The organism is Paraburkholderia sp. BCC1876, from assembly GCF_902833695.1.
In the GTDB taxonomy this organism is placed as follows: domain Bacteria; phylum Pseudomonadota; class Gammaproteobacteria; order Burkholderiales; family Burkholderiaceae; genus Paraburkholderia.
The window spans coordinates 144028-169850 of record NZ_CADFGI010000007.1; the positions used below are offsets into that span (position 1 = coordinate 144028).

Annotated in this window: 22 protein-coding genes; 10 read left to right on the plus strand and 12 right to left on the minus strand. The window is 62.6% G+C overall.

What is annotated here, in order from left to right; translation table 11 throughout:
• Positions 1-69 precede the first annotated feature (69 nt).
• From HWY05_RS24535 to HWY05_RS24545, 3 genes are read left to right on the plus strand one after another with little or no spacing between them, the layout of a single operon-like run.
• Entirely contained in the window at positions 70-1014 is a 945-nt protein-coding gene (locus HWY05_RS24535; RefSeq protein ID WP_035552716.1) for an ABC transporter substrate-binding protein, read from the plus strand.
• Positions 1015-1043: 29 nt separating this feature from the next.
• Positions 1044-2054 carry a zinc-binding alcohol dehydrogenase family protein gene (locus tag HWY05_RS24540; protein ID WP_176059905.1) on the plus strand — a complete coding sequence of 337 codons (1011 nt, stop codon included), beginning with the start codon at positions 1044-1046 and terminating at the stop codon, positions 2052-2054.
• 44 nt (positions 2055-2098) lie between these two features.
• Positions 2099-3247: a mannitol dehydrogenase family protein gene (locus tag HWY05_RS24545; RefSeq protein ID WP_176060042.1), complete on the plus strand. Its 1149-nt coding sequence runs from the start codon at positions 2099-2101 to the stop codon at positions 3245-3247.
• A 114-nt stretch (positions 3248-3361) separates the two neighbouring features.
• On the opposite strand, the gene HWY05_RS24550 is transcribed toward HWY05_RS24545, so the two are convergent.
• Complete coding sequence (locus HWY05_RS24550; protein WP_051980587.1) at positions 3362-3982, minus strand: TetR/AcrR family transcriptional regulator; 621 nt, start codon at positions 3980-3982, stop codon at positions 3362-3364.
• 44 nt (positions 3983-4026) lie between these two features.
• Here HWY05_RS24550 and HWY05_RS24555 point away from each other — a divergent pair, with 44 nt between their 5' ends.
• Genes HWY05_RS24555 through HWY05_RS24565 form a run of 3 tightly spaced genes read left to right on the plus strand, consistent with a single transcriptional unit; the run spans position 4027 to position 8367 of the window.
• Positions 4027-5289, plus strand: a complete 1263-nt coding sequence (locus HWY05_RS24555; protein WP_176059906.1) for an HlyD family secretion protein — start codon at positions 4027-4029, stop codon at positions 5287-5289.
• Positions 5290-5291: 2 nt separating this feature from the next.
• Positions 5292-6821, plus strand: coding sequence for a DHA2 family efflux MFS transporter permease subunit (locus HWY05_RS24560; RefSeq protein ID WP_208459109.1), 1530 nt, complete (start codon positions 5292-5294; stop codon positions 6819-6821).
• Positions 6811-8367, plus strand: coding sequence for an efflux transporter outer membrane subunit (locus HWY05_RS24565; protein WP_244146686.1), 1557 nt, complete (start codon positions 6811-6813; stop codon positions 8365-8367). Before HWY05_RS24560 ends, HWY05_RS24565 begins: the two co-directional genes overlap by 11 nt.
• Positions 8368-8516: 149 nt before the next feature.
• Here the strand turns inward: HWY05_RS24565 and HWY05_RS24570 are convergent, their stop codons facing one another.
• Genes HWY05_RS24570 through HWY05_RS24580 form a run of 3 tightly spaced genes read right to left on the minus strand, consistent with a single transcriptional unit; the run spans position 8517 to position 10868 of the window.
• Positions 8517-9785, minus strand: a complete 1269-nt coding sequence (locus tag HWY05_RS24570; protein WP_035552726.1) for an HD domain-containing protein — start codon at positions 9783-9785, stop codon at positions 8517-8519.
• Positions 9786-9795: 10 nt separating this feature from the next.
• Positions 9796-9957 carry a hypothetical protein gene (locus HWY05_RS24575; RefSeq protein WP_176059908.1) on the minus strand — a complete coding sequence of 54 codons (162 nt, stop codon included), beginning with the start codon at positions 9955-9957 and terminating at the stop codon, positions 9796-9798.
• Entirely contained in the window at positions 9954-10868 is a 915-nt protein-coding gene (locus tag HWY05_RS24580) for a LysR family transcriptional regulator (protein WP_035552729.1), read from the minus strand. The genes HWY05_RS24575 and HWY05_RS24580 overlap by 4 nt, the downstream gene beginning before the upstream one ends.
• Before the next feature lie 121 nt (positions 10869-10989).
• Between HWY05_RS24580 and metE the strand changes: the two genes are divergently transcribed.
• Positions 10990-13281 (plus strand): 5-methyltetrahydropteroyltriglutamate--homocysteine S-methyltransferase, encoded by a 2292-nt coding sequence (gene metE, locus HWY05_RS24585; protein WP_176059909.1) that lies wholly within the window; start codon positions 10990-10992, stop codon positions 13279-13281.
• Positions 13282-13379: 98 nt separating this feature from the next.
• Here the strand turns inward: metE and msrA are convergent, their stop codons facing one another.
• Positions 13380-14117, minus strand: a complete 738-nt coding sequence (msrA, locus tag HWY05_RS24590) for a peptide-methionine (S)-S-oxide reductase MsrA (protein WP_244146692.1) — start codon at positions 14115-14117, stop codon at positions 13380-13382.
• Positions 14118-14191: 74 nt separating this feature from the next.
• Complete coding sequence (locus tag HWY05_RS24595) at positions 14192-16060, minus strand: cytochrome c biogenesis protein DipZ (RefSeq protein WP_176059911.1); 1869 nt, start codon at positions 16058-16060, stop codon at positions 14192-14194.
• A 250-nt stretch (positions 16061-16310) separates the two neighbouring features.
• On the opposite strand from HWY05_RS24595, the gene HWY05_RS24600 reads away from it, so the two are divergent.
• Positions 16311-17057 carry a response regulator transcription factor gene (locus HWY05_RS24600; RefSeq protein ID WP_134960801.1) on the plus strand — a complete coding sequence of 249 codons (747 nt, stop codon included), beginning with the start codon at positions 16311-16313 and terminating at the stop codon, positions 17055-17057.
• A complete protein-coding gene (locus HWY05_RS24605) occupies positions 17054-18544 on the plus strand; it encodes a HAMP domain-containing sensor histidine kinase (protein WP_176059912.1) in 1491 nt (496 codons plus the stop codon). The genes HWY05_RS24600 and HWY05_RS24605 overlap by 4 nt, the downstream gene beginning before the upstream one ends.
• Before the next feature lie 41 nt (positions 18545-18585).
• Here the strand turns inward: HWY05_RS24605 and HWY05_RS24610 are convergent, their stop codons facing one another.
• Positions 18586-19245, minus strand: coding sequence for a M24 family metallopeptidase (locus HWY05_RS24610; RefSeq protein WP_176059913.1), 660 nt, complete (start codon positions 19243-19245; stop codon positions 18586-18588).
• A gap of 125 nt (positions 19246-19370) precedes the next feature.
• On the opposite strand from HWY05_RS24610, the gene HWY05_RS24615 reads away from it, so the two are divergent.
• Positions 19371-19739, plus strand: coding sequence for a gamma-glutamylcyclotransferase family protein (locus HWY05_RS24615; protein WP_176059914.1), 369 nt, complete (start codon positions 19371-19373; stop codon positions 19737-19739).
• Positions 19740-19787: 48 nt separating this feature from the next.
• Here HWY05_RS24615 and HWY05_RS24620 read toward each other — a convergent pair whose 3' ends face one another.
• The 5 genes from HWY05_RS24620 to HWY05_RS24640 all read right to left on the minus strand — a co-directional run bounded on the left by HWY05_RS24620 (position 19788) and on the right by HWY05_RS24640 (position 25808).
• Complete coding sequence (locus HWY05_RS24620; RefSeq protein WP_176059915.1) at positions 19788-21329, minus strand: agmatine deiminase family protein; 1542 nt, start codon at positions 21327-21329, stop codon at positions 19788-19790.
• A 212-nt stretch (positions 21330-21541) separates the two neighbouring features.
• Positions 21542-22651: an agmatine deiminase family protein gene (locus HWY05_RS24625; RefSeq protein WP_176059916.1), complete on the minus strand. Its 1110-nt coding sequence runs from the start codon at positions 22649-22651 to the stop codon at positions 21542-21544.
• 48 nt (positions 22652-22699) lie between these two features.
• Positions 22700-23812: a polyamine ABC transporter substrate-binding protein gene (locus HWY05_RS24630; protein ID WP_176059917.1), complete on the minus strand. Its 1113-nt coding sequence runs from the start codon at positions 23810-23812 to the stop codon at positions 22700-22702.
• Positions 23813-23822: 10 nt separating this feature from the next.
• Positions 23823-24737 (minus strand): N-carbamoylputrescine amidase, encoded by a 915-nt coding sequence (gene aguB / locus HWY05_RS24635; RefSeq protein WP_035552751.1) that lies wholly within the window; start codon positions 24735-24737, stop codon positions 23823-23825.
• Between the two features lie 30 nt (positions 24738-24767).
• A complete protein-coding gene (locus HWY05_RS24640) occupies positions 24768-25808 on the minus strand; it encodes an agmatine deiminase family protein (RefSeq protein ID WP_176059918.1) in 1041 nt (346 codons plus the stop codon).
• Positions 25809-25823: the final 15 nt, after the last annotated feature.

Below are 25823 nucleotides of genomic sequence, written 5' to 3' on the forward strand. Positions count from 1 at the left end.
CGCCGGCCGACAGGTTCCGCCGCGCCGAGACGTCCATGTACGACAACAACTCTCCCCAGGAGTAGAGACATGCGCACATTTCAACTGAGCCTGCTGGCCGCCACGCTGGCGCTGGCAACCGGACTCGCCCACGCCGCCGGCGGCGAAATCGCGGTCATCGTCAAGACCTCGAGTTCCAACTACTGGCAAAACGTCCAGAAAGGCGCCGCCGCGGCGATAGGCGACGCAAAAGGCTACACGATGACATTCCAGGGTCCCGCGACCGAGACGGCGATTGCCGACGAAGTCAACATGGTCGAGAACGCCGTGAATCGCAAGGTCGCCGGCATCGTGCTGGCACCGTCCGATCCCGATGCCCTGGTGCCTGCCGTCAAGAAAGCCTGGGAGGCGCATATTCCGGTCGTGATCATTGACTCGGCATTGGCCGACTCCGGCAAGCAGTATTACCAGTCGTTCCTGTCGACCGATAACAAGAAAGCCGGCGAGCTATGCGCGAAGGCATTGATCGACCGGATCGGCCAGACCGGCAAGATTGCGATCATGTCGTACGTTGCGGGTGCGGGCTCGGAGATCGGCCGGGTCGGCGGCTTCCGCGACTATCTGAAGGCGCATTCCCAACTTCAGGTGGTTGGACCGTTCTATTCGAACTCGCAGATGGCGACCGCGCTGAACCAGACCACCGACACGCTCACCGCCAATCCGGATCTCAAAGGCATTTTCGGCGCGAATGAACCGACCGCGGTCGGCATGGGCCGCGCGCTCGAGCAGTCGGGCAAGGCCGGCAAAGTGATCGCGATCGGCTTCGACGGCAATCAGGACCTGCAAGGCTTCGTCAAGGACGGCACGCTCGCCGCCACCGCCGTACAGGGCTCGTATCAGATGGGCGATCTCGGCGTGAAAACGGTGATCAGCCTGATCGAGAAAAAGCCTGTGCCGAAGGACCGCGACACGGGCGTTGTGATCGTGACGAAAGACAACATCGACCAGCCGGTTGCAAAGAACGTGCTGTATTGACGTGCCTGAACGGCCAGACAAGGATTGCTATGCTTACGGTGATATGCGAGACGCCCGGCACACTACGCGCCGAACAACGAACGAAGCCCGAGCCGCTCGACAACGAGGTGCTGGTGCGCGTAAAACGCGTCGGCGTGTGCGGAACCGACCTGCATATTTTTACCGGCAATCAGCCGTATCTGGCTTATCCGCGCGTGATGGGCCACGAGTTGTCCGGTCTCGTCGAACAGGCGCCGGTGGGTAGCGGACTGGTGGCTGGCGATCCGGTCTACGTGATGCCCTACCTGTCGTGCGGGCAATGCATTGCATGCCGACGCGGCAAAACCAATTGCTGCATGAACATTCAGGTGCTCGGCGTGCATCGCGACGGCGCGTTCACCGAATACCTGAGCGTACCCGCGCAGTTCGTTCACAAGGCCGAAGGCATCACGCTCGATCAGGCGGCCATGGTCGAATTCCTGGCGATCGGCGCGCACGCGGTCCGGCGCGCCGACGTGAAAGAAGGCGAGCGCGTGCTCGTGGTGGGGGCGGGCCCGATCGGCATGGCGGTGCTCACGTTTTCGACGCTTCGCGGCGCAACGGTGACGGCACTCGACACGCGCGCCGATCGCCTCGACTTCTGCGTGCAGCAACTCGGCGCCGCCGCCGCGGTGCAGATCGGGCAGGACGACAAGCCGCAACTTTCCGCGCTCACGGACGGTGATTTCTTCGACGTCGTGTTCGATGCAACAGGCAACCCCAAGGCGATGGAACGCGGCTTCGAATTCATCGCGCACGGGGGGCGATATGTGCTGGTGTCGATCGTAGCCGACACCATCACCTTCTCCGATCCCGAGTTTCACAAACGCGAGGCCACCCTGCTCGGCAGCCGCAACGCCACCGCCGAGGATTTCGACACGGTGGTCAAGGCCATGCGAGCCGGTTTGATTCCAGACCGCGCGCTCAATACCCACCGGCTCGCGCTCGCCGATGTGCCCGCCAGGTTCGCTACGCTGCTCGACCCGGCGGGCGGCGTCGTGAAAGCCATCGTGGAATGCTAGGCATGGGTGATGTCGATGCAGGCTCCGGCATGCTGTCCAGGCCTTTGACCCAGCCGATCCTGCAATTCGGCACGAGCCGATTCCTGCAGGCGCATGTCGACCTGTTTATCTCGCAGGCGCTCGAGTCGGGCGATGCGCTCGGCGGCATCGTGGTCGTACAAACCACCGAGAACGCGGAGAGCACAGCGCGGGTCGCCGCGCTTGCAAGCGGGCGGCCTTACCCCGTCCGAATCCGCGGATTACTTCGCGGCGAGGTGGTCGACGAAACGCTCGCCGGCCGTGCGATCCTTCAGGCCGTCCATGCGCGAACCGACTGGGCGCGAATCCGCGAGGCCGTCCGCGGTCCCGTGCAGATCATCGTGTCGAACACGGGAGACCGCGGCTACCAACTCGATAAGCGCGACGATGCGTACGACCTAACCGCCGCAACGCACGCGCCGCACAGTTTTCCGGCCAAACTGGCGGCCCTGTTGTACGCGCGTTGGCAAAGCCAGCCCAACGCACCGCTCTCGCTTTTTCCCTGCGAACTGCTCGAAAAAAATGGCGAAATGCTGAGGGCGATCGTGGTGGGACTTGCATCGCAACGACACGTGCCTCGCGAATTCATTCGCTATCTGAGCGGGCATTGCGTGTGGGCCAATTCGCTAGTCGACCGGATTGTGTCCGAGTCGATCAGTCCCGTGGGCGCCGTTGCCGAGCCTTACGCGCTGTGGGCCATCGAGAGGCAACCACGCTTGCAGGTGCCCTGCGCCCATGCGTCGATCGTGCTGACCGACGACCTGAAGCATGTCGAGCAACTCAAACTATTTTTGCTGAACCTCGGACACACGTTCCTCGCCGAACGCTGGCTGCTCGATGCCCGGCCGCAAGACGAGACGGTCTACCACGCCATGCAGGATCCCGCGCTACGCAACGAACTCGAGGCGGTCTGGATGGACGAGGTGATACCGGTGTTCGAGGCGCAGGGAAAGCGGGAGGATGCGCTCGCGTATCTGGACGAGGTGCGCGAGCGCTTCATGAATCCGTTTCTCCATCACAGGATTGCCGATATCGCGCAGAACCATGTCCAGAAAAAACAACGGCGAATCGTGCCCCTGCTGGAACTGGCTACATCGCTCGCGGCTGGCACGGGGACCTGGATTCCGCAGGCGCGGTTAAGCTTGGCGGCGAAAACGGGCTCAGCACAGGGCTAGTCGAGACGGTTTTGCCGATGCCGTTGACGAGCAGCATGAACATGACTTCCGGATCCTGCTGCGGTACTACCGTTGCGTCGATCGGTTTCAACGCAGCCCCGTCGACCTGAAGCCTCAAAGAAACGGCTCGAGCGCGTTCGCCGCCACGAAGATGGCTAGCGTCTGATTGATGTGGGAGCGGATCTCTCCACGCAAGGCTTCCAGATCCTGTCCTAGCATGGCCCGCATCATGAGCGGCGCCACGATGGCATCCAGCATCTGAGTTGCCAGAATCCGCGCATTGCGCTTGACCGCCGCCCGGGTTCGCGCGTCGCGGGGCTGCCCCGAATGCTCCGTAATCACCGCCGTGACCGCTTCGATCGAGCGCAAGCGGCCTCGTTCGTGCGCCAACTGAGCGAGCAATGGGAATCTCGGCGCATCCGCCACGACCATTCTGATCAGTCCAATCACCTCGTCACTCAACAGACGCGTCACCAGCGCCCGGGTGGCATAGGTCAGCCGTTCCAGCAACGAATCGAATTGCGGTGACTCCTGGATGATCCGCATGCTGCGTTCCACGCTTCGTCTCACCACGTCGGCGAAAAGCGCTTCCTTCCCCGCGTAGCGGCTGTAAACCGTGGCCTTGCTGGCGGACGCCTTCTCGGCAATCCGCTCCAACGATGCCCCGGCAAAACCATACTCGAGAAACATCGATGTCGCGGCATCGAGAATCCGCTCTTCGACCTCGCCCGCCATCGACGCGGACGGGCGCCCTTTTCGTAGAGATGGGCGCGTGCTGGATGGGCACGCTACCTGGCCGCTATCGCTATCGTTGGAACTGCGTTTCATCGTGCTGCCTGTGGGGAAAATTATTTTCAGATTATCACAATATTTTAAATAGAACGGTACGGTACCGTTCTATTGTAGTATCCGGCTTATCCGCCCAATTTCTGGAGAAACCGATGGCCGGCAGTGAGAGTGGCAAAGAAACGCCGTCCCGGGTGCAAGATCCCGAACGCGCGGAGGCTAACCAGGCGCCAACCAGCCCAGGGCGCAAGCGCCTGAACCTGCTGATCGGCGCAACGGTACTGACCGTGGTCGTCGTTGCAGGCCTGTCGTACTGGCTGCACAGCAGGCATTATGAAAGCACGGACGACGCATTTATCGACAGCAACCAGAGCCAGATTGCGTCCCAGATCAGCGGGCGCGTAATCGAATTGCTGGTCGCCGATAACCAGCACGTCGACAAGGGTCAGCCCATCCTGCGAATCGACCCGCGAGACTATCAGGTCAAACTCGAACAGTCGGAAGCCCAGGAAGCGAACGCCGTCGCGCAGGTCGCGCAGGCACGCGCCGATCTCACCGTACAGATCGCCAATCTCGCGCAGCAGGAAGCGCAGGTGCGCGTGTCCGAGGCCGACCTCGTGCAGGCAAAGCAGGACCTGGCGCGCTACCTCGGCTCGGATCCCGCAGCCATCACGCGCCAGCAACTCGACCAGAGCCAGGCGAGCGCCAAGAGTTCGCAAGCCAAGCTCGACAGTGCCAGGCAGGCCGTCACTGCGGCTCAGGCGCAAATCGTTTCGCAACAGACCAAAATCGATGCGGCACAAGCGTCCGTGCGCCAGATCCACGCCGATGTCGACAACGCCAGATTGCAGTTGAGCTATACGGAAGTGGTTGCCCCACAGGCGGGCAAGATCACGAAAAGAACCGCGAATCTGGGCAACTATGTAACGCCCGGCCAGGCGCTGGTCGCGGTGGTCCCTAACGAAATGTGGGTGACGGCCAATTTCAAGGAAACGCAGCTTATCCATATGAAGGTTGGGCAGCCGGTCGACGTCACCGTCGACGCCTACCCGGATACGGTGCTGCACGCGCACGTCGAGAGCCTGCAGCGCGGCACCGGCTCGGTGTTCAGCAGCCTGCCCGCTGAAAATGCCACGGGCAATTACGTCAAAGTGGTTCAGCGCCTGCCCGTGAAAATCGTCTTCGACGGCGACGACTGGCGCAAGCTACCGCTAGCGCCGGGGTTGTCGGTCGACCCACGCGTCACGGTGCAATGACCATGGCCGCCACGCACGCGTCGCTTCCCAGGTCGGCGGCCGGATCGTACAACCCGTGGCTGATTGCCGTGATCGTCTCCATTGCCACGTTCATGGAAGTGCTCGACACGACCATTGCGAACGTCGCGCTCAGACACATCGCGGGTGGCCTCGGCGCGAGCCAGGACCAGAGCACCTACATCACGACCAGTTATCTGGTGAGCAATGCGATCATTTTGCCGATCAGCGGATGGTTGGCGAATGTGGTGGGACGCAAGCGCTTCTACATGATCTGCGTGTTCATTTTCACGGTCAGCTCGGTGGCGTGCGGGTTTGCGACATCCTTGCCCATGATGATCGCCTTCCGGGTCTTTCAGGGGCTCGGCGGCGGCGGACTGGCGCCAGTTGAACAGAGTATTTTCGCCGACACGTTCACGGAAGAAAAACGCCCAATGGCTTTCGCGCTATATGGCCTCACCGTCGTCACCGCGCCGGCCATCGGCCCGATGCTCGGCGGCTGGATCACCGAAAACTATTCGTGGCATTGGGTGTTCCTGATCAACTTTCCGGTCGGCATCGTATCCCTCGTGCTCGCCGGCATGTTTGTCAGCGACAGCAAGCTGGTGAAGGAGGAACGACGCGCTCTGCTCGCGAAGGGACTGCGCATCGATTATTTTGGCTTCGTGCTGGTCGTCGTGGGCTTCGGGTGTCTACAGATCATGCTCGACAAGTTCGAGCGCGAGGACGGCTTTTCTTCACCGTTTATCTGCTGGTTCGCGGCCATCGCGGCCGTGTCGCTGCTCACGCTGATTGTCTGGGAGTTCAAGGTCAGCCAGCCGATTGTGAATCTGCGGCTGTTCAAATCGCGCGCCTTTGCGATTAGCTGCGGCGTCATGTTCGCGTTTGGTTTCATCATCAACAGCACGACGCAGCTCCTGCCGCAGTTCACGCAGGCCCTGCTCGGCTATGACGCAACGAACGCGGGGCTGACGCTCGGGTTGGGTGGTCTGGTCACGCTGTTTTTCATGCCCATCGCCGGCGTGGTCACGGGGCGCGTGTTTCAGCCGAAATGGCTTGTCATGATGTCGCTCGTGGGTACCGGCGTCGCGCTCTTCAATGCGGCGGGGCTGAACCTGAACATCAGCTTCTGGGACGTTTCACTGTCGCGGCTGTACCAGGTCATCTGGCTGCCGTTCCTGTTCATCCCGCTGTCCGCCGTGCAATTCGTCGGCATACCGCCCAAAGAAAACAATAACGCTTCGGCGTTGATCAACATGATGCGCAATCTCGGCGGAAGTTTCGGCGTCTCGCTGGTGACCACCCAGCTTGCCTGGCGTGAACAGTTTCACCATGCGCGGCTCGCCGAACATATCACGCCCTATAACGGCTTTACCACGTCGCTCAGTTCGATTGCCTCGACCGTCGAGCAGCAAGCGTCCGTCATGAGTTACCTCGACGTCTTCATCATGCTGGGCTGCTTTGCGCTGGTGCTCGCCCCGGTTTGTATTCTGTTACCCAAGCTGCCAAAGGGAGCTCAGATCAATGCGCACTGATTATCGATGGCTGCCGCTCGCCTGCCTGGTTGGCGTCGGCATGTCACTGGTCATGTCCGGCTGCACGATGGGGCCGGACTTCAGGCACCCCACTATCGCAGCACCGGATCAGTGGACCGGGCCTGCCGCAGCGAACCCGGCGGCTTCCGTCGCCGTTGCCGAACCGATCGACCCCGCGTGGTGGAATAGCTTTGGCGATCCGCTGCTCACGGAGTTGGTCACGCAGGCGATCCAGAATAATCTGGATATCAAGGTCGCCGCTGCACGGCTGGCCGAGTCCCGGGCGCAACTCGGCCAATCCAGGGCGGCCGAATTCCCGACACTCGACGGCAATGCCTCCTATACCCGTGAGTTCCAGAGCCCGGATGGCGTCATCGGTCTGCTGGGCGGCACGGGAAGTTCGACGCCGGGCACCGGCACGAATGGCCTCGGCGGCCGGCAAGGAGGCGTACCGACGCAGGGCGCGACATCGAGCGGCCTGCCGCCATTCAATCTGTATCAGTATGGATTCGATGCCTCCTGGGAACTCGATCTGTGGGGTCGCGTGCGACGCACCGCCGAGAATGCGAGCGCCACCGCCGAGGCGCAAGCGGAGGCGCGACGTGACGCGGTGGTGTCGACCACGGCGGAAGTCGCGCGCGACTATCTCGACCTGCGTGGCATCCAGGAGAAGCTCCGTATCACCAGAGAGAATCTGGCTTACGCGCAGCGTACCGTCCAGTTGACGGCCGATCGCGCGCACCACGGCTTGGCGACCGATCTCGATGTGGCCAATGCGCAGAGTCAAGCGGCGTCGACAGCGGCAGATATCCCGCAGGACGAGCAGCAGCAGGCCCAGCTCATCAATGCGATCGGGCTGCTGCTGGGCGAGTATCCGCAGGCGCTCGCCGCACGGCTGACTGCGCCGTCGGCCGCACCGGTGGTGCCGCCGCGCGTGCCGGTGGGACTGCCGTCCGAACTGGCGCACCGTCGACCGGACATACGCGAGGCGGAAGCCACGTTGCATGCAGCGACAGCCAACATTGGCGCCGCCAAGGCAGATTTTTTCCCGAAGATCACCTTGTCCGGCAGCGTGGCGATTCAGGCGACCCAGTTCACCAACTTGGGAAGCTGGGGCGCGCGCAGTTATAGCGCTGGACCTAGTCTGTCGATACCGCTCTTCGAAGGCGGCCAGTTGCGGGCGACGCTTGCCTTGAGAGAGGCGCAGCAGCAGGAGGCTGCCATCAATTATCGCAAGACGGTTTTGTCGGCTTTCAAGGACGTGGACGATGCGCTGACCGGCTATGCCGCGGAGCAACGGCGTCGGGATCGCCTTGATGAAAGCGTGCAGGCGTCACGACGAGCGCTTGAGTTAGCCAATAAGCGCTATGTCAGAGGGATCTCCAATTACCTCGATGTACTGACAGCACAAAAGACCCTGCTCACCAACGAGGAACAACTGGCTGACAGCACGGCGACGGTGACGACCAATCTGGTGGCTTTATACAAAGCCCTGGGGGGCGGCTGGGATATCGCGGAAGCAAAAGTGAGTGACGCAGGGCAATGAGAAATTTAAAGGAAAACCGATGAGATACCTGCTGCTTCTACCGGGCGTGACTTTTCTGTTGTCGGCTTGCATTCCGCCGCCCCCGCCACTGGAATGAACGCCAGCAAAACGCCGACGATACGGAAAAGTATCGCCTACCAACAAGGCCACTAGCCCCGCTTCAGCGCCAGCTCGCAAGGAACCTGGAACATCTCCCCGGCAATCGACCCGGCCCGTGCGACCGCATCGGCCGGTACGAATACATAAAACCGCCAGAGATCCGCATAACGATCCTGCAACGCGCCGATCTCCGCGAACGCGCCGCTGCCGGCGTCGTTCAACAACTCGAGCCCGCGGCTGGTTTCCACCGGCACGGCCGCTTCCTTCATCGCGGAGAGCGCGGGGCAGTACAAGACCACATCCGCGAACGGCAGGCCTAGCTTCTCCGCCAGTTCCTTTTCTACCGCCGCGCGTTGAGCACGCGACACATGGTAACGGCTCACCCACTCCTTGCGCAGTTCCAGCGGCACGCTGCGCCCAGAGACCACATAGCCGCGTTTGAGCAGATCGCGATTCAGCGTGCGACGGGCGAGCGCCGCAGCATCCGCCACACCGCAACGCGCGAGACGATCCAGCAGCGTCCAGTCGTTGAGTTCGAGCAAATCGCTTTCGGCCAGCACGCCGTGATCGAGCGCAATCTCCACCGACTTCGAAATCATCGCGCCGGCAACCACCTTGGTGTGGTGATAGTAAACGCGCTCGGTGAGGTAATACCGCAACCGCAGCACGCCGATGATCTCGGAGCGCGCGTCCGGCCGGTCCATGCCATGTCGGGCGAGCCGGATCACCAACCGGTCGGCGTGCTCGGCGAAGCAGCGGAAAATCCGGTCGTCGTAATTCTGCGAAAGACCGGCGAAGAAACTGTCGCGCCGCAGATAGTCGAGCAGATCGGCGTCGATGCTGCCCGACACGATGTCCTGCGCCCAGCGCGGCACGCTTTCCGGCGACGACAAACCCAGCAGCCCGCCCACCACATCGCGAATACCCAGACGACTTAATGCAGCGCCCAACTCTCCGGCGAACATATCCGCGAGACGCGACCCCTTGTCGTGCCGCGCGAACAGGCGGCGCTCGTCTTCCAGCGTGTGGCCGAACGGCACGTGCGTGACGTCGTGAAGCAAGGCCGCCACGCCGATCGCGTCTTCCAGTTCAACGGAAATTGACAGCCCCGAGCGGCGCAAGCTCGCGACGATTTGATGCGCCACCGCGCAAACGCCGATCGAGTGATCGAAGCGCGTATGCAGCGCGCCAGGATAGACGAGATGCGCGGTACCGAGTTGTTTGATTCCGCGCAGTCGCTGCATCGCCGGCAGATCGACGACGGCGGTCTCGAGGCTACTCAGTTCGATATCGCCATGGATAGGGTCGCGCAGCAGCATAGGCATCCGGTTAGCTAGACGACGAAGCCGAATCGACATCCGGCAAAGCGGAAGTCGACGCCGAACTCAACACCATGCATTCGCCAACGCAAGGCGCGTGGCACGAATGGCGCACGCCTTTGCCATGTCCCTTCAGCAAGGCGAACGGCTTGCGATCCAGAGCCTGCATCATCGTGTTTCCTCGTGTTCGTTCAAGGCCGTTTCCGGCTTGCGCGCCAGATCGACAAAAGCCTTCAGATAGTCGACATCGATATCGGTTTCCCGCGCGCCGAGAAAAATCTGCTTGGCGATACCCTTGCGCCCCAAGCGCACCGGCACGAGGTTCATCGTGCCCGCATATTCTTCCACCAGCCAGCGCGGCAGCGCCGCGACGCCGCGGCCGCTCGCCACCATCTGCAGCATGATATCGGTGGTTTCGATCGCCTTGTGACGACGCGGCGTGATGCCCGCCGGCATCAGAAACTGATTGTAGATATCCAGCCGGTCGGTCTCCACCGGATAGGTGATCAACACCTCCCGCGTCAACTGCTCCGGCTTCACATACTCAACCGCGGCCAGCGGATGTTCGCGATTCACCACCAGCACCTGCTCGTAATCGAACACCGGTTCGAAGCGCAAGCCCGGCTTGTAAAGCGGGTCGGGCGTGACCAGCAGATCGATCTCATAGCCGAACAACGCACCGATCCCGCCGAACTGAAATTTCTGTTTGACGTCGACATCGACGTCGGGCCAGCGCGCCAGATAAGGCGATACGACCTTGAGCAGCCACTGATAGCACGGATGACATTCCATGCCGATGCGCAGCGCCCCGCGCTCGCCCTGCGCGTACTGGCGCAGGCGTTCTTCGGCGAGATCCAGTTGCGGCAGCAAACGGTTCGCCACCGCCAGCAGATATTCGCCGGCCTGCGTCAACCGCAAGCTGCGCCCCTCTCGCAACCAGATATCAGTACCCAGTTGCTGCTCCAGCTTTTTCATGGAGTGGCTGAGCGCGGATTGCGTCACGCACAGTATGTCCGCCGCGGCGGTCAGCGAGCCGTGCTTGTCCACCGCCTGGACGATCGTCAGATGAATTCTCTCAAGCATGATTATCCATGAACAAAACTAATGGTTCGTTGAATTATCACCATTTTACTTCATGGAAAGCGCTCTATAGCATTCACGCATCCCGAATCACATCCGCAACTGACCGAATCAAGGCGACACGATGGCAACCACACACAACCTGGGCTTCCCCCGCATCGGCGCGAAGCGCGAACTGAAATTCGCGCTGGAATCCTACTGGAAAGGCGAGTCCTCGCTCGACGATCTGAAGTCGCTGGGCGCGCAATTGCGTCAGCGTCACTGGGCGCACCAGGCCGACCTCGGCCTTGCCGCTGCCGGTGATTTCGCGTTCTACGATCAGGTGCTGGACATGAGCTTCACGCTGGGCAATCTGCCGGAGCGCGTGCAAGGGTTCCACGGCGATACGCTCGACAACGCTTTCCGCGTCGCCCGCGGTCGTTCGGCCAAAGGCGCCGAAGACCACAGCGCGTGCTGCGGCGGCGTCGCGGCCGGCGAGATGACCAAGTGGTTCGACACCAACTACCACTTCATCGTCCCCGAATTCAGCGCAAGCACGGCATTCAAGCTCGATCCGTCGCGTCTGCTGGACCAACTCGCGGAAGCTCGCGCGCAAGGCGTCCAGGTCAAGCCGGTGATCGTCGGCCCGGTGACGTATCTGGCGCTCGGCAAGGCCAAGGACGATTCCGACAAGCTGGCGCTGTTGCCGCGCCTGCTGCCGGTCTACGCCGAACTGCTGGCCACGCTGGCCGCGCAAGGCGTCGAATGGGTGCAGATCGACGAACCGATCCTGGTCACCGAACTGTCCGCCGAATGGCAACAGGCCGTCGACACCGCCTACCAGGCGCTCGCCAACAGCAAGGTCAAGCTGTTGCTCGCCACCTACTTCGGCCAGTTGCTCGGCAACCTGCCGCTCGTCTGCAAGCTGCCGGTGCAAGGTCTGCATCTGGATGCGATCAATGCGCGCGCCGAAGTCGACGCCGTGATCGCTCAATTGCCGCAAGACCGCGTGCTGTCGCTGGGCGTGATCAACGGCCGCAACATCTGGAAGACCGATCTTTCGAGCGTGCTCGACTGGCTCGAACCGGTCGCGAAGCAACTGGGCGAACGCCTGTGGATCGCACCGTCGTGCTCGCTGCTGCATGTGCCGGTGGATCTGGAAAGCGAACAGAAGCTGGATGCCGAAGTCCGCTCGTGGCTCGCCTTCGCGCTGCAGAAACTGGATGAACTGAAGGTGCTGGCCATCGCGCTGAATCAAGGCCGCGACGCGGTCAAGACCGAGCTGGCCGCCAATCGCGCCGCCATTGCCGCACGCCGTGCTTCGCCGCGCGTCAACAACCCGGCGGTCAAGGCAGCGCTCGCGAAAATCAACCCGGCGCTCGGCCAACGCAAGAACGCGTACCCGGCGCGTGCCGACAAGCAGGCTGCGCTACTGAAGCTGCCGGCGTATCCGACCACGACGATCGGCTCGTTCCCGCAGACCGGCGAAATCCGCCAGGCGCGCAGCCAGTTCAAGAGCGGCGCGCTCGATGAAGCCGGCTACAAGACCGCGATGCGCGCCGAGATCGAACGCAGCGTGCGCGAGCAGGAAGCGTTGGGTCTCGACGTACTCGTACACGGCGAAGCGGAACGTAACGACATGGTCGAATACTTCGGCGAACAGCTCGACGGCTACGCGTTCAGCCAATTCGGCTGGGTGCAGTCTTACGGCTCGCGTTGCGTGAAGCCGCCTATCCTGTTCGGCGACATCAGCCGTCCGAAGGCGATGACGGTCGAGTGGATCAAGTACGCGCAGTCGCTCACCAGCAAGCCGATGAAGGGCATGCTGACCGGCCCGGTCACGATCCTGAACTGGTCGTTCGTGCGTGACGATCAGCCGCGTTCGGTGTCGTGCTACCAGTTGGCGCTGGCGATCCGCGAAGAAGTGATCGACCTCGAAAAGGCCGGCGTGCGCGTGATCCAGATCGACGAGGCCGCTTTGCGCGAAGGCCTGCCGCTGCGTCAGGCGCAATGGCAGGAATACCTGGATTGGGCGGTGGAATCGTTCCGCATCACGGCGAACGGCGTGGACGACGAAACGCAAATCCACACCCATATGTGCTATTCGGAGTTCAACGACATCATCGCGTCGATCGCCGACATGGACGCCGACGTGATCACGATCGAGACCTCGCGCTCGGACATGGAGCTGCTCGACGCGTTCGACCACTTCAACTATCCGAACGAAATCGGCCCGGGCGTGTACGACATTCACTCGCCGAACATTCCGACTCAGGAGCACATCGTGCAACTGATGAAGAAGGCCGCTGAGCGCATTCCGGCGCAGCGCCTGTGGGTGAATCCGGACTGCGGTCTGAAGACGCGTCAGTGGGAAGAGGTGCTTCCCGCGCTGACCAACATGGTCGCGGCTGCGAAAAAGCTGCGCGCCGCTTCGTAAGACACACAATCTTTCTGCTCCCCAGGTTGCGCGCCGGCTCTATCCAGCCGGCGCGCAACGCCGTGCATCGCTCGTACTGCCCGCCTCACGCACCCACCTTACGCGCCCACCTTCAACAACACCGCATCGTTGCGGTACAGATCCGGAAACATCGTCTTCAACGCCGTCACTTTCGGCATATCGTTGATCGCGATATACGGGTAATCCGGATGCAGTGCGAGGAAATTCTGGTGATAGTTCTCCGCCGGATAGAAACCCTTGAAGTCCTCCACCCGCGTCACGACCGGGCCTGAAAACACATGCGCTTTATCGAGCTGCGCGATATAAGCCTGCGCGACACTGCGTTGCTGCGCATCGGCGGGGAAAATCGCCGAGCGATATTGCGTGCCGTGATCGGGGCCCTGGTAATTCAGCTCGGTCGGATTGTGCGCGACCGAAAAGAAAATCTGCAGCAGACGGCCGTAGCTGATCTGCGTCGGGTCGTAGGTGATCTGCACGGACTCCGCGTGCCCGGTGTCGCCCTCGCTGACGGTTTCGTATTGCGCCGTGCCGGCCGCGCCGCCGGTATAACCCGAGGCCACCTGCTTCACGCCGCGAACGTGTTCGAACACGCCCTGCACGCCCCAGAAGCAACCGCCCGCGAACACCGCGGTTTCGCTATGCGCGGCGCCGGCTTTTTCGTCCTGTACGGGCGCCGGAATTTTGGTCACCGGTTCGGCGGAATGCGCGACGTGCTGCACGGCGAACACGCTCGCCACCAGCGCGGCGCAGATCGCCAGTCCGCCGAAAGGCGAGCGCTTACGCAACGAGGATGAGGATGAGGACGACGACCGCAACTGACTGCTCGATTTCGTATGCATGATGTCCAGCCTTCAAAGAATGAATGATCGATTAACGCCGTGCGGCCCGTTTAGCCGAACGTGAATGCAAACGCCTGCACGCCCGGATCCAGAAACTCGATCGTGAACGTGTGATCCGCGACATCGCCGCTCTGTCGCACGAGTTGATAAAGACGCTGTTCGGTCACGGTGCCGCTGCCGTCGGCAGCAACATCGCTGCCGTGCGCCGCGCCCGGCGCCGCGCCATCCACGCTCACGCGAAAGCGCACCGGCTTGCCGTCCGCATCGGGGCCGAGCACGAGGTGCAGATCGCGTGCATGGAAGCGATAGACGATCCGTCCCGACGGGGCCGCGAGCGTTGCGTGTTCCGCGCCGACCTTCCACGAGCCGGCCAGCCCCCATTCGTTGACATCCGGCGACGACGGCGCGGCGTACGTATGCACTTTGTCTTCAGCAGCCCCGCCCGGCGATGCGAAATTCTCCGCGCGCTCATAGCCGATATACGTTTCCGGCGACTGCATGTCGGCGTTGTCCGCCGCGGCCTGCACGCCTTGCGCGCTATTGCCCGGAATACCGAGCGCGACCTTCGATACGCTCACGTGACCCGCCTCGGTCAGCAGTTGCTGGATCACCTTTTCCGACTCCGCATAGTCGCCTTCGCCGAAGTGGTGATAGCGGATCTGCCCTTTCGCATCGACGAAATAGTGCGCCGGCCAGTACTGGTTGTTCAGCGAACGCCAGATCGCGTAGTTGTTGTCGATCGCGACCGGATAGTCGACGCCGAGGTCATGCACCGCTTTCTTCACGTTGTCGACATTGCGTTCGAACGCGAACTCCGGTGCATGCACGCCGATCACGACGAGCCCCTGATCCTTGTATTTCTGCGCCCACGCTTTGACGTACGGCAGCGAACGCAGACAGTTGATGCACGAGTAAGTCCAGAAGTCGATCAGCACGACCTTGCCGCGCAGATCCTGCGCCGTCAGCGGCGGCGAGTTCAGCCATTGGACCGCGCCGTTCAGCGGCGGCAGCACGCCTTCCACGGGCAGCGCGGTCGCGACGGACGGCGTGACCACGGCGCGCATCATGCCGCCGTTGGCGTCGGCTGCGTTTGCCGTCGTCGTGGGCGCGTTGCCTTGCGCGTCGGCGTCGGCGTTGGCGGCGTCGGCTGCATTGCTCGCGTTGTCGGCCGCTACCGGCTGACCCGGCTTCGCGCCCGGCGAGAACTTGTCCACCAGCTTCTGTTCAAGCCCGCTGGTCGCCACCGTCGACACACGCGCCAGCACCCCGGTATCGAGGCCGAACGCGATCGCCACCACACCACCCAGCATTGCCACGCCGATCCCACGGCGAATCCATTCGCCGGCGCCCAGCGAGCGCTTCATCGCCGTGAACACCCGGCCGCCGATCAGCAAGGCCACCGCCAGCGACGTCGCCGCGCCGGCCGCATACGCCACCAGCAGCAGCGTGGTGCCAACGCTCGCGCCGCGCAAGGCCGCGCCGGTCAGCACCAGACCGAGAATCGGACCCGCGCACGGCGCCCACAGCAAGCCGGTCGCAATGCCCAGCAGGAACGACGAACCCGCCCGCACCTGCTGGCCGTCGGCCTGCGCGAAGTTCGACAGGCGATTGCCCGCGCTGACCAGCGGGCGCATCAGATGATCGGCGAAGCGCGGGAACAGCAGCGTCAGGCCGAACACGCCGAGCAGCACGATCGCGACCCAGCGGCCATACTGGTTGGCCTGCGTGACCCAGCCGCCGCCCACCGCGGCGAGCGTCGCGACCAGCGCGAAAGTCAGCGCCATGCCGGCGAGCAAAGGCAGGCCGCTGCGCACGAACGGCTGATCGGCGCGCGCGAACACGAACGGCAGCACCGGCAGAATGCACGGGCTGAGGATCGTCAGGGCGCCGCCGAGATAAGCGAGAACGATGAGTAACATGTCGGTTCCGGGCGTGGTTCGTGGATCGTTCAGGTCAGGCGCTCAGGCTGAAGCGATCCGGATTGGAGGAATATGACGGCATCGTAGTGCGCGACCGGTGTCGAAGTCCTCACAGAAAGTTAAATTAAATGTGATAACTCGCTGCCCGGAAATTTTGCACAATGGCGCAACCGGCCCGCTTTGCGGCAGCCCTTGCCGTCCGACCCGCCAAGCCACACCCCATCAGCGTTTGACAAGCCTCCACGAGCCCATGGACCATCCGAAACGCATCCTGATCGTCGAAGACGACGTCGACATCGCCAACGTGCTGAGTCTGCATCTGCGCGACGAACGTTACGAAGTCGTGCATAGCGCGGACGGCAACGAAGGCCTACGGCTGCTCGAACAGGGCGGCTGGGACGCGCTGATCCTCGATCTGATGCTGCCGGGCGTCGACGGTCTGGAGATTTGCCGGCGTGCCCGCGCGATGACGCGTTACACGCCGATCATCATCACCAGCGCCCGTTCGAGCGAGGTGCACCGGATTCTCGGCCTGGAACTGGGCGCCGACGACTACCTCGCCAAACCGTTCTCGGTGCTCGAACTGGTGGCACGCGTGAAGGCCTTGCTGCGGCGTGTTGAAGCAATGGCGAAAGATTCGCGCATCGACGCCGGCAGCTTGCAGATTGCCGGCCTGACGATCGATCCGCTGACGCGCGAAGCCCGCGTCGACGGCAAGCCGATCGAATTGACGCCGCGCGAGTTCGACCTGCTGTATTACTTCGCGCAGCATCCCGGCAAGGTGTTCTCGCGAATGGACCTGCTGAATGCTGTCTGGGGCTATCAGCACGAGGGTTACGAACACACCGTGAATACCCACATCAACCGGCTGCGCGCAAAGATCGAGGCCGATCCGGCGCAGCCCGAACGCATCATGACGGTGTGGGGCCGCGGCTACAAACTCGCGGCGCCGGGCGAACCGCCCGCGCCCGCACCTTCACGAACGGACACGCCGTGAATCTGACGCTTACCCAACGGCTCGCCATCGTCTTCTCCGCGCTGCTGCTCGCGTGCTGCGGGGCGTCGGCGTGGCTGCAGATCCGCTCGAGCGATCTGCATGAAAAGGAGGTCGTGCAGAGCCTGTCGAAGAGTCTCGCCGACCATATCGCGCACCGCGCCACGCTGATGGACGCAAACGGTTTGCGGCCCGACGCCGTGCGGCAATTGTTCGGTCAGTTGATGGCGGTGAACCCGAGCGTCGAGGTGTATCTGCTCGACAACGCCGGCAACATCAAAGGCGACGATGCGCCCGTGGGCCACGTCAAGCGTGAACGGGTGGATCTCACGCCGATCCGGCAATTCATCGCGGGCGAGGCGCTGCCGATTCTCGGCGACGATCCGCGCAGCGTCGACGGTAGAAAGGTGTTCAGCGCCGCGCCGCTGCAATTGAGCGGGCAGCAACCGTCCGGCTATATCTACGTGGTGCTGCTCGGCGAAGAACACGACGCGCTGGCCGCGCGGGTGGCCGCCAGCTCCGTGTTGCGCAATACGTTGTGGTCGATGGCGCTGGTCGCGCTGCTGGGTCTGCTGGCAGGTCTGACGGCGTTCGGTCTGATCACGCGGCCGCTGCGCCGCCTCACCGAAGCGATGCGCCGCTTCGACGCGGACGGCGAGCCGGATACGCAGCCGCACGTGCCGCGTTCGTCACCGGCGGGACGGCGCGACGAAATCGCCGTGCTCGAAGCGACTTTCGCGCAGATGGCCGACCGCATCGGCGAACAGTGGCGCGCGCTGACGCGTCAGGATCAGCAGCGGCGCGAATTGATCGCGAATATTTCGCACGACCTGCGCACGCCATTGACCTCGCTGCACGGCTATCTGGAGACGCTGTCGCTGAAGGCCGACACGCTCGGCGAAACGGAACGCAAACGCTACCTGGCGATCGCGCTCGCGCAAAGCGTGAAGGTCGGGCGGCTCGCGCAATCGTTATTCGAACTGGCGCGGCTCGAACACGGCAACGTGCAACTCACGCTCGAACAGTTCTCGCTGGTCGATCTGGTGCAGGACGTGTTCCAGAAATTCGAGTTGTCGGCCGAAGCGCGTCAGATCCAGTTGCGCGCGGACATTCCCGCGCGCCTGCCGGCAATCTGCGCCGATCTGGGGATGATCGAGCGGGTGTTGACGAACCTGCTCGACAACGCGATTCGCCACACGCCGGCGCACGGTAGCGTCGATATCGTGCTCGCGCATAAGGACGGCAAGGTAGCGGTCACGCTTAGCGATACCGGCCCCGGCATTCCCGTCGAACAGCGCGACGCGCTGTTCGAACGGCCCTTCAATGCCGGTGGCGCACATCAAGGCGGTGGACTCGGTTTGTTGATCGTCAGGCGCATGCTGGAACTGCATCACAGCCGTATCCGTTTGCTCGATCAGCCGACAACGGGCACGACGTTCTATTTCGAACTGCCCACGGCGGCCAGCGTACCGACGACGCTCGCAGTCTGACAAGACGTTCCGCACGAAGCTCCGTGCGGGCTATACACGCCTCAGACCAGCAAATCCTCATAGAACGCGCCGAACGGTCGCGTCGGATGAGCCAGTTGAATTTCGAGTATCCATAGCCCGGCGTCGGGGCACTCCGCGAAGTCGCCGAGATTGCCGGCTTTGTAAATCGCATGCGGAAAGTCGCAGACGCGGTGCCCTTTGATATCCAGGTTCAGTCGCCAGCCGAGCGCTTCGGCGCGCTGCGCCGCGAAGTCGTACAGTGCCGCGCCACTCGCGCGAGTCGAACGCCAGTGATGCTCGACTTCGTCGAACAGCGTTTTCGCCGCGTCGGCGCACGCCTTCATTTCCGCGTCGTTGCCGACCACGAAGGTCGCGCCCGCGTCGCCTTCATGGCCGTCCCACACCACACCCAGATCGACGAAGAAAATATCGTCTTCGGCGAGGCGCGGGTCGCCGTCCGAGCGTTCCTTGAACATCTTCAACGTGTTCGCGCCGAAACGCACCAGCACGGGATGCCAGATCCGGTCCATGCCCAGTTCGCTCAACACGGTCTTGCACTCGGCCGTCGCTTCTGATTCAAGCATGCCTGGCCGCACCCGCTGCGCGAGCTGGTCCACGACTTCCCACGTTTTGCGCTGCGCGTATTTCATCGACTCGAGTACGTATTTGCTGCCGACGGCCTGCTTTGCTGCTGTGTCCATCCGCGCTCTCCGGTTATATCCTTACGAATATAGCGAGAGGCCCGCGCGATGTCCACGTTCGTCTTCATCACGGTAAGATTGCTGTCCCGCTCAATGACCGACGTCGCACGACGCCCACGCCCGCCATGACCTTTTCCGAAAAGCTCTTTTCCTACGGCACGCTGCAACTCGAAGCGGTGCAGTTAGCCACCTTCGGCCGCAAGCTCGACGGACAGGCGGACGACATGCCCGGCTTCTCGATGACGCTACTGAAGATCGAAGACGCGAGTGTGGTCGCGACCAGCGGCAAAACGCATCACCCCGTGGTGAGCTACAGCGGCAATCCCGCGGACAAGGTGAGCGGCACCGTCTTTTCGATCACGCCCGAAGAACTCGCGCACGCGGATGCCTACGAAGTTTCGGACTATCGCCGCGACCAGGTGACGCTGGTGTCGGGTGTGTCGGCGTGGGTTTATGTCGCGAACCATTCACCCGTACCGCCTGCGGTGAAGTGAGCGCGCATTCGGGCAGCGCGCTCCGCCGCTGCCTGCAGGCGTCCACTTTTACGCGGGCAATTCTCGCGTCGAGCAATGCACGCCACCACCGCCTGATGCAATGCCGAGAATATCCACCTGCACGATGGCGCGCGAACCGGCGTACGGACGGATAGTCGCGACCGCGGCCGCATCCGCCGCGACGTCGTTGAATTTCGGCACGATGATCGCGCCGTTGCATTTGTAGAAGTTGATATAGCCGGCGGCGAAGTTGGTCATCTGTTTGTCGCTCAGCGTCACGCCGTTCGACGTGCCGTAGTTGGTCGGCGCATTCAGCGGGATCAACGTGAGCGGCCGCCCTTTCGCGTCCGTTTGGCCCGCCAGGTTCCGATAGTTCGCGGCCATCAGCGCCTGCTCAGCCGTTGCATTGGCGGGATCGGCCGCGTATGCGACCACGCCCGGCGCGAGAAATTTCGCGTAGAAATCGACGTGGCCGTTCGTGATGTCGGTTTCATTCGCCGGCGTTGCGGCGCCGCCTTGCGCGCCCACGCCCGCGCCGCCCGGATAGGTCGCCGTGCCCGGAATCCAGATGATCTTCTGCACGCCCAGCGTGCGTTGCAATTCGGCCAGCACAGTGGCTTTCGCGGTCGGCAACAGGGTCGCGCTGGCAATCACGCCATTCGGAATCGCGAAGAGCTGCGGGTTGCGATTGACGTGCAGCACCGCGGATTCCGTGAGAATCGCCGTGGCCTCGCCGTCAAATTCGATCGCGCCGCCTTCGAGTGTCAACGTGCTTTGAAGCAATTTGGCGTTGTTCGTCTGCGCCATCCACGCGGCTAGTGTGTGATCGTTCGCGAACGGCTGGAAGAATTTGCCCGCCTTCGACTTGTTGCTGCTTGCCGCGACCGAGGGCGGCACCGTCATTCCCGGATTGAGATTCACGCTGTCCGTATTCGCGTTGCCCCAGCCGTTGAAGTTGAAGCTCACCGCGCACAAGGCATTGGCGTTGGTCGTGTCCTTGACGAAAACGCAGCCCGTGTCGCGCGTCCAGAGATCGTTGAAGCCATTGGCGAGCACGACCAGGTTGACGCCGCCCACGCCTGCGCCGCGCGCCACGTAGTTAGCGTGGAGCGTCGGATTCGCGCCGCTCGGCGTCGCCAGCAAGGTCTGCGCGACGCTCAGGTCGACCGGCAGCACCAGCAGGTTGACCGCTTCATACGTGCCGATGGCTTTCGCCACGTCCATCAGATCGGCGCGAACCCGGTCGATGCCCGCATCCGTGCTCTGCGCCGTGAGCGGCGCCCAGATGCCGTCGGCACCCGAGGCGAACGCCATATACGTCGCCGTATGGGGTGAGTCCTCGCCCGGCATCAGATACGGTATTTGACTGGCTGTCGGCGGGTTCCGCGAAGAGGTCGACGAAGGCGTCGATCCCGACGAAGACGGAGCCGATGCATCGCCGCCACTGCCACTGCCGCCACCGCAAGCCGCCAGCGTACCCACCAGCGAGAAGCCCAACAACGACGCGGAACCTTGAATAAAACGGCGACGCGTCAACGGCGTCCGCTGAACCGTTGCGTTCAACGCCTGATTGCGTTTGCTTTTTGCCATGACTCTTTACCTGTTACTACTCGCGACTTTCCATCAACGACGCGGCGCTGTTTCGCTCGCGCGAAACGACCGCCGACAGTCCGCCCTGCCAGGACATGAGTCCGCGGCATACGGTCAATCGCGAGGAAAGCCAGATCAATGAACGGCCGAAGAATTCGACCACGAAGACGATCGCGAACGCGCCGCGCTTGCGCGGCGGCTCGCGAATCCAATCAGCCGGGTTGCTGCTGCGTGGTGCAGTGAATGCCCCCGCCGCCGGCCGCCACGCCGTCGATATCGAGTTGAATCACGTCCCGTCCGGGAAACAGATCGACGAGAATATCGCGCATATTGCGGTCTGCTTTACCGTCGCCGAACTGCGGTGCGATCACCGCGTGATTGCACACGTAGAAGTTGATGTACCCGGCCGCGAACTGATCGTTCTCATACTTGCGACGCACGGTGGACGGTCCCGGCAGCACCACCACTTTCAAGGCGCGGCCCTTCGCGTCGGTGGACTTGCGCAGGATCTCCAGATTGCGTTTCGTCACCGCATGGTCGTACGAGGACGGATCCGGATCGAGCCCGGCCACCACGACACCAGGGCTCGTAAAGCGCGCGTAGAAGTCGGTGTGGCCGTCGGTAATATCCTTGCCGGCGATACCCGGCAGCCAGATGATTTTCTTCACCCCAAGCAGACGCGACAACTCCGCCTCGCACTGCGCCTTGCTGACGCCCGGATTGCGGTTGGCGTTGAGCACGCAGCTCTCGGTGATGATGGCCGTGCCCTCGCCGTCCACTTCGATACCGCCGCCCTCCAGCACCAGGCGCGTCTCGACAAACTTCGCGCCGGTGCGGTGCGCGACGAACGCCGCGACTTCCGCGTCCTGCTCGTGTTCCTGCTTATTGCCCCAACCGTTGAAGTTGAAGCCCACCGCGCCGAGCTGCCCCGTTGCGCTTTTGACGAACACGGGACCGGTATCGCGCATCCACAAATCGTCGATGCCTTGCGGCACGAGTTCGACCGACGCGCCGCACAGGCGCGCGGCGATCTCGTGGTCTTCCTCGCGCACCAGCATTTTTACCGGCTCGTGCGCCGCGATGGCTTTGGCGATGCCCGCCAGGTTCTCTCTCACCACGGGCAGCAGTTTGCCGCCCCAGATGTCCTCGCTGGGACCGAACGCCATCCAGGTCGCGGCGTGCGGGCCGCCTTCGTCAGGCATATGCCAGGCGTCGCTCTGCGCGAACGCGAGCTGGCTGAAGCCGCTACCCAGCGCGCCGGTGATCAACGCGCCGCTCGAGGCCAACAGCCCCCGTTTCAGAAAATGACGTCTTGTCGTCATGTGATACACCTCATGCAAATCGGTAAAACTTGATGCGCCGCCCGAACGTCAGGGCTTGCTGGCTTTCAGGCCAAGCCAGATTCTGCCTTCCAGGCGCGCGGTGGCAGGGGATTCGACCACCGGCGTAAACAACGTCTGCTTCTTCTGCTCACTCGGATAGATGCTCGGATTATTAACCAGTGTAGGGTCCATCAATTTCAGCGCGCCGAGGTTCGCATTCGCGTAGCGCGTCGCATTGGAAATTTTCGCCACGACGTCGGGCCGCAAGATGTAGTTGATAAACGCCTGCGCGTTCTCCGGATGCTTCGCGGTCTTCGGCATCACCATGCCGTCGAACCACATCAAACTGCCCACGCTCGGAATGTCGTAGACGATGTCGCGCTTGCGGTCCAACTCGCGCGCCTTCTGCGCGGCCAGGTTGATCGCGCCGGAGTAACCCACCATCACGCACAGCTCGCCGTCGATCAACTCGTTGGCATTCGCCGAATCGACGAACAGACGAATTGACGGTCGCACTTTCAGCAGCATGGTCTGCGCGACGGCATAGTCCTGCGCGGTCGGGTTCACCGGATCGCGGCCCACATAGCGCAGCGCCAGCGGCAGCACCGTGCTCGCGGAATCCTGCAGGCCGATGCCGCAATGCGCGGCGATTCGCGACGCGATCGCCGGATTGAACACCAGGTCCATGCTGTCGGCCGGCATGTCCTTACCGAGAATCGCGCTGACCTTGGCGCGGTCGTAGCCCACGCCTACCGTCCCCCACATATACGGCACGCCGTACTGATTGCCGGGGTCCGACTGCGCCATCAGTTTCAACAACGCGGGGTCCAGATACTTCAGGTTCGGCAGCTTGCTTTTGTCGAGCTTGCGAAACGCGCCGGCCTGAATCTGCTTCGCCATGAAGTCGTTAGTCGGCCAGACCAGGTCGTAGCCGCTGTCGCCGGTCAGTAACTTGGACTGCAAGGTTTCGTCGCTGTCATACGCGTCATAACGAACCTTGATGCCGGTTTCCTTCTGGAATTCGGACAAGGTGTCGGGGGCGAAATAATCGCTCCAGTTGTACAGGTTCAGTACTTTCTCTTCCCCGGCGTGTGCTTGGGTCGCCAGCAAACAGAGAGAAAGTCCGAGACCGGCGAAGGCCGGAAGCCAATGCTGTTTCATCAACGGTTCCTTAGCGATAGCAGGACGATGCGCCGTCGCTCGTCAGCAGCGTGCGATACATCTCCGGGCGACGATCGCGGAAGAAGCCCCACGACTGTCTGTCCGCGCGAATCGCGTCGAGATCGAACGTGTGCAGAAGAATCGTTTCGTCCGTGCGATTGGCTTCGGCCAGTTTCGCGCCCGTGTGATCCGCGATAAAACTCGAGCCGTAAAACACGCCGGCCAGTCCCTGCTGTTGCGGATTGCCGTTGCCGAAACCGACCTCGCGGCCAATCCGGTTGGCCGCCACCACCGGCACCATGTTGGCCGCCGCATGGCCTTGCATGGTGCGCTGCCAGTGAGCCGCCGAATCGAAATCGCCGCTGAACGGCTCGGAACCGATGATGGTCGGAAAGCACAGCACTTCCGCACCCATCAGCGCGAGACTGCGCGCCGTTTCCGGATACCACTGGTCCCAGCAGATCCCAATGCCGATCTTGCCGAAGCGCGTGTCCCACACCTTGAAGCCGGTGTCGCCCGGCGTGAAATAGAACTTCTCGGTATAGCCTGGGCCGTCCGGAATGTGCGTCTTGCGATACACGCCGAGCACCGAGCCGTCGGCATCGGCGACGGCGACCGAGTTGTAGGCGGCATTGCCAGCCCGCTCGAAGAAACCGATCGGCAGCACGATGCCCAACTCGCCCGCGAGTCTCGCGAAGCGCGCAATGCGCGGATTGCCTTCGAACGGCTCGGCCAGTTCCAGATGCTTCACGTTCTGATCCAGACAGAAGTACGGCATCATGAAAAGCTCGGGGCACAGCACCAGATTCGCGCCCTGCGCGGCGGCCGCGCGGATCAAACGTTCCGCGGTGGCCATGTTGTCTTCAAAGGTCCAACTGCCCGATGCCATCTGCACCGACGCTACGGTGATGTTTCGCGACGCCATATGAGTTCCTTCAATCGGTTTCGGTCTGGATCAAACAACGGTAACGGCAGGTTGCTGCTGCGTCGAGCAATGAATGCTGCCGCCGCCGATCGACAAGGTGGGAATCGGCAGCAACTCCACGCGCCGCTCGGGAAACGCCTGCGCGAAGACTTCGCGCGCGGCTTGATCCTGCTCCACGCCGAACGCGGTCGAGATCACCGCGCCGTTGACCAGAATGTAGTTCGCGTAGCAATCGCAGTAGCGTTCGGAGCCATAGCGTTCGCTGACAATCGGCGACGGCAGATCGATCAGTTCGAAGCGGCGGCCGGCGGCGTCGGTGGCGAGTTCCAGCGCGCGGCGATTCTCGCGCATCACCTGGAAGTAATCGCCCTGCACTGGGCTCGCCGATTGGCACAGCATCTTGCCCGGCGCGATGAACGACGCAATGCCGTCCACGTGCCCATTGGTTTCCACTTCGTCCGGATTGCCCGGTAGCCAGATGATTTTCTGCACGCCCAGCATGCGCTTGAGTTCGGCCTCGATTTCAGCGCGACTCATGTGCGGATTGCGGTTCGGATGCAGCAGACAGCTTTCCGTGGTGACTAGCGTGCCCTGCCCGTCCACGTAAAAAGCGCCGCCTTCCAGCACCATGTGCGAGTTAAAAATCTGCGCACCGGCCGCACGCGCGATGTCTTGCGCCACCTGCTGGCAACCGTCGTACGGCTGGTATTTCTCGCCCCAGCAATTGAAGCGGAACGCGGCGGCACCTAGTTGGCCGCGCTCGCCGGCCAGAAAGATCGGCCCGCAATCGCGCAGCCAGTTGTCTTCCGCGGCGACGGCGAGCACTTCGACCGTGCTGCCGAGCAACTCGCGCGCGGCATTCGCCTCGCTGTGAAGGGCGGTCACCACGCAACGCTGATAGCGGGCAATCGTCTGCGCGACTAGCGCGAACTCCCGGCAAACCTTCAGGTAGTGAGTGCCCCATAAGTCTTCGCGGCCGTCCAGAATCGGCCAGCCCAACCAGGTGGTGTGCATCGTTTCCCATTCAGCGGGCATCCGGTAGCCGTCTCGGCGAGCGTCAAAGCGACTCATCCTGCTATCTCCGTC

What these genes read in the sequence shown, in the direction of transcription:
- HWY05_RS24565 (WP_244146686.1), top strand. Translation starts at nt 6,811, where the DNA reads ATGCGCACTGATTATCGATGGCTGCCGCTCGCCTGCCTGGTTGGCGTC.
- HWY05_RS24620 (WP_176059915.1), bottom strand. Translation starts at nt 21,329, where the DNA reads ATGGCAAAAAGCAAACGCAATCAGGCGTTGAACGCAACGGTTCAGCGG.
- HWY05_RS24580 (WP_035552729.1), bottom strand. Translation starts at nt 10,868, where the DNA reads ATGCTTGAGAGAATTCATCTGACGATCGTCCAGGCGGTGGACAAGCAC.
- metE (WP_176059909.1), top strand. Translation starts at nt 10,990, where the DNA reads ATGGCAACCACACACAACCTGGGCTTCCCCCGCATCGGCGCGAAGCGC.
- HWY05_RS24595 (WP_176059911.1), bottom strand. Translation starts at nt 16,060, where the DNA reads ATGTTACTCATCGTTCTCGCTTATCTCGGCGGCGCCCTGACGATCCTC.
- HWY05_RS24640 (WP_176059918.1), bottom strand. Translation starts at nt 25,808, where the DNA reads ATGAGTCGCTTTGACGCTCGCCGAGACGGCTACCGGATGCCCGCTGAA.
- HWY05_RS24555 (WP_176059906.1), top strand. Translation starts at nt 4,027, where the DNA reads ATGGGCACGCTACCTGGCCGCTATCGCTATCGTTGGAACTGCGTTTCA.
- HWY05_RS24535 (WP_035552716.1), top strand. Translation starts at nt 70, where the DNA reads ATGCGCACATTTCAACTGAGCCTGCTGGCCGCCACGCTGGCGCTGGCA.
- HWY05_RS24560 (WP_208459109.1), top strand. Translation starts at nt 5,292, where the DNA reads ATGGCCGCCACGCACGCGTCGCTTCCCAGGTCGGCGGCCGGATCGTAC.
- aguB (WP_035552751.1), bottom strand. Translation starts at nt 24,737, where the DNA reads ATGGCGTCGCGAAACATCACCGTAGCGTCGGTGCAGATGGCATCGGGC.
- HWY05_RS24615 (WP_176059914.1), top strand. Translation starts at nt 19,371, where the DNA reads ATGACCTTTTCCGAAAAGCTCTTTTCCTACGGCACGCTGCAACTCGAA.
- HWY05_RS24540 (WP_176059905.1), top strand. Translation starts at nt 1,044, where the DNA reads ATGCTTACGGTGATATGCGAGACGCCCGGCACACTACGCGCCGAACAA.
- HWY05_RS24630 (WP_176059917.1), bottom strand. Translation starts at nt 23,812, where the DNA reads ATGAAACAGCATTGGCTTCCGGCCTTCGCCGGTCTCGGACTTTCTCTC.
- HWY05_RS24625 (WP_176059916.1), bottom strand. Translation starts at nt 22,651, where the DNA reads ATGACGACAAGACGTCATTTTCTGAAACGGGGGCTGTTGGCCTCGAGC.
- HWY05_RS24570 (WP_035552726.1), bottom strand. Translation starts at nt 9,785, where the DNA reads ATGCTGCTGCGCGACCCTATCCATGGCGATATCGAACTGAGTAGCCTC.
- HWY05_RS24575 (WP_176059908.1), bottom strand. Translation starts at nt 9,957, where the DNA reads ATGATGCAGGCTCTGGATCGCAAGCCGTTCGCCTTGCTGAAGGGACAT.
- HWY05_RS24600 (WP_134960801.1), top strand. Translation starts at nt 16,311, where the DNA reads ATGGACCATCCGAAACGCATCCTGATCGTCGAAGACGACGTCGACATC.
- HWY05_RS24550 (WP_051980587.1), bottom strand. Translation starts at nt 3,982, where the DNA reads ATGGCGGGCGAGGTCGAAGAGCGGATTCTCGATGCCGCGACATCGATG.
- HWY05_RS24610 (WP_176059913.1), bottom strand. Translation starts at nt 19,245, where the DNA reads ATGGACACAGCAGCAAAGCAGGCCGTCGGCAGCAAATACGTACTCGAG.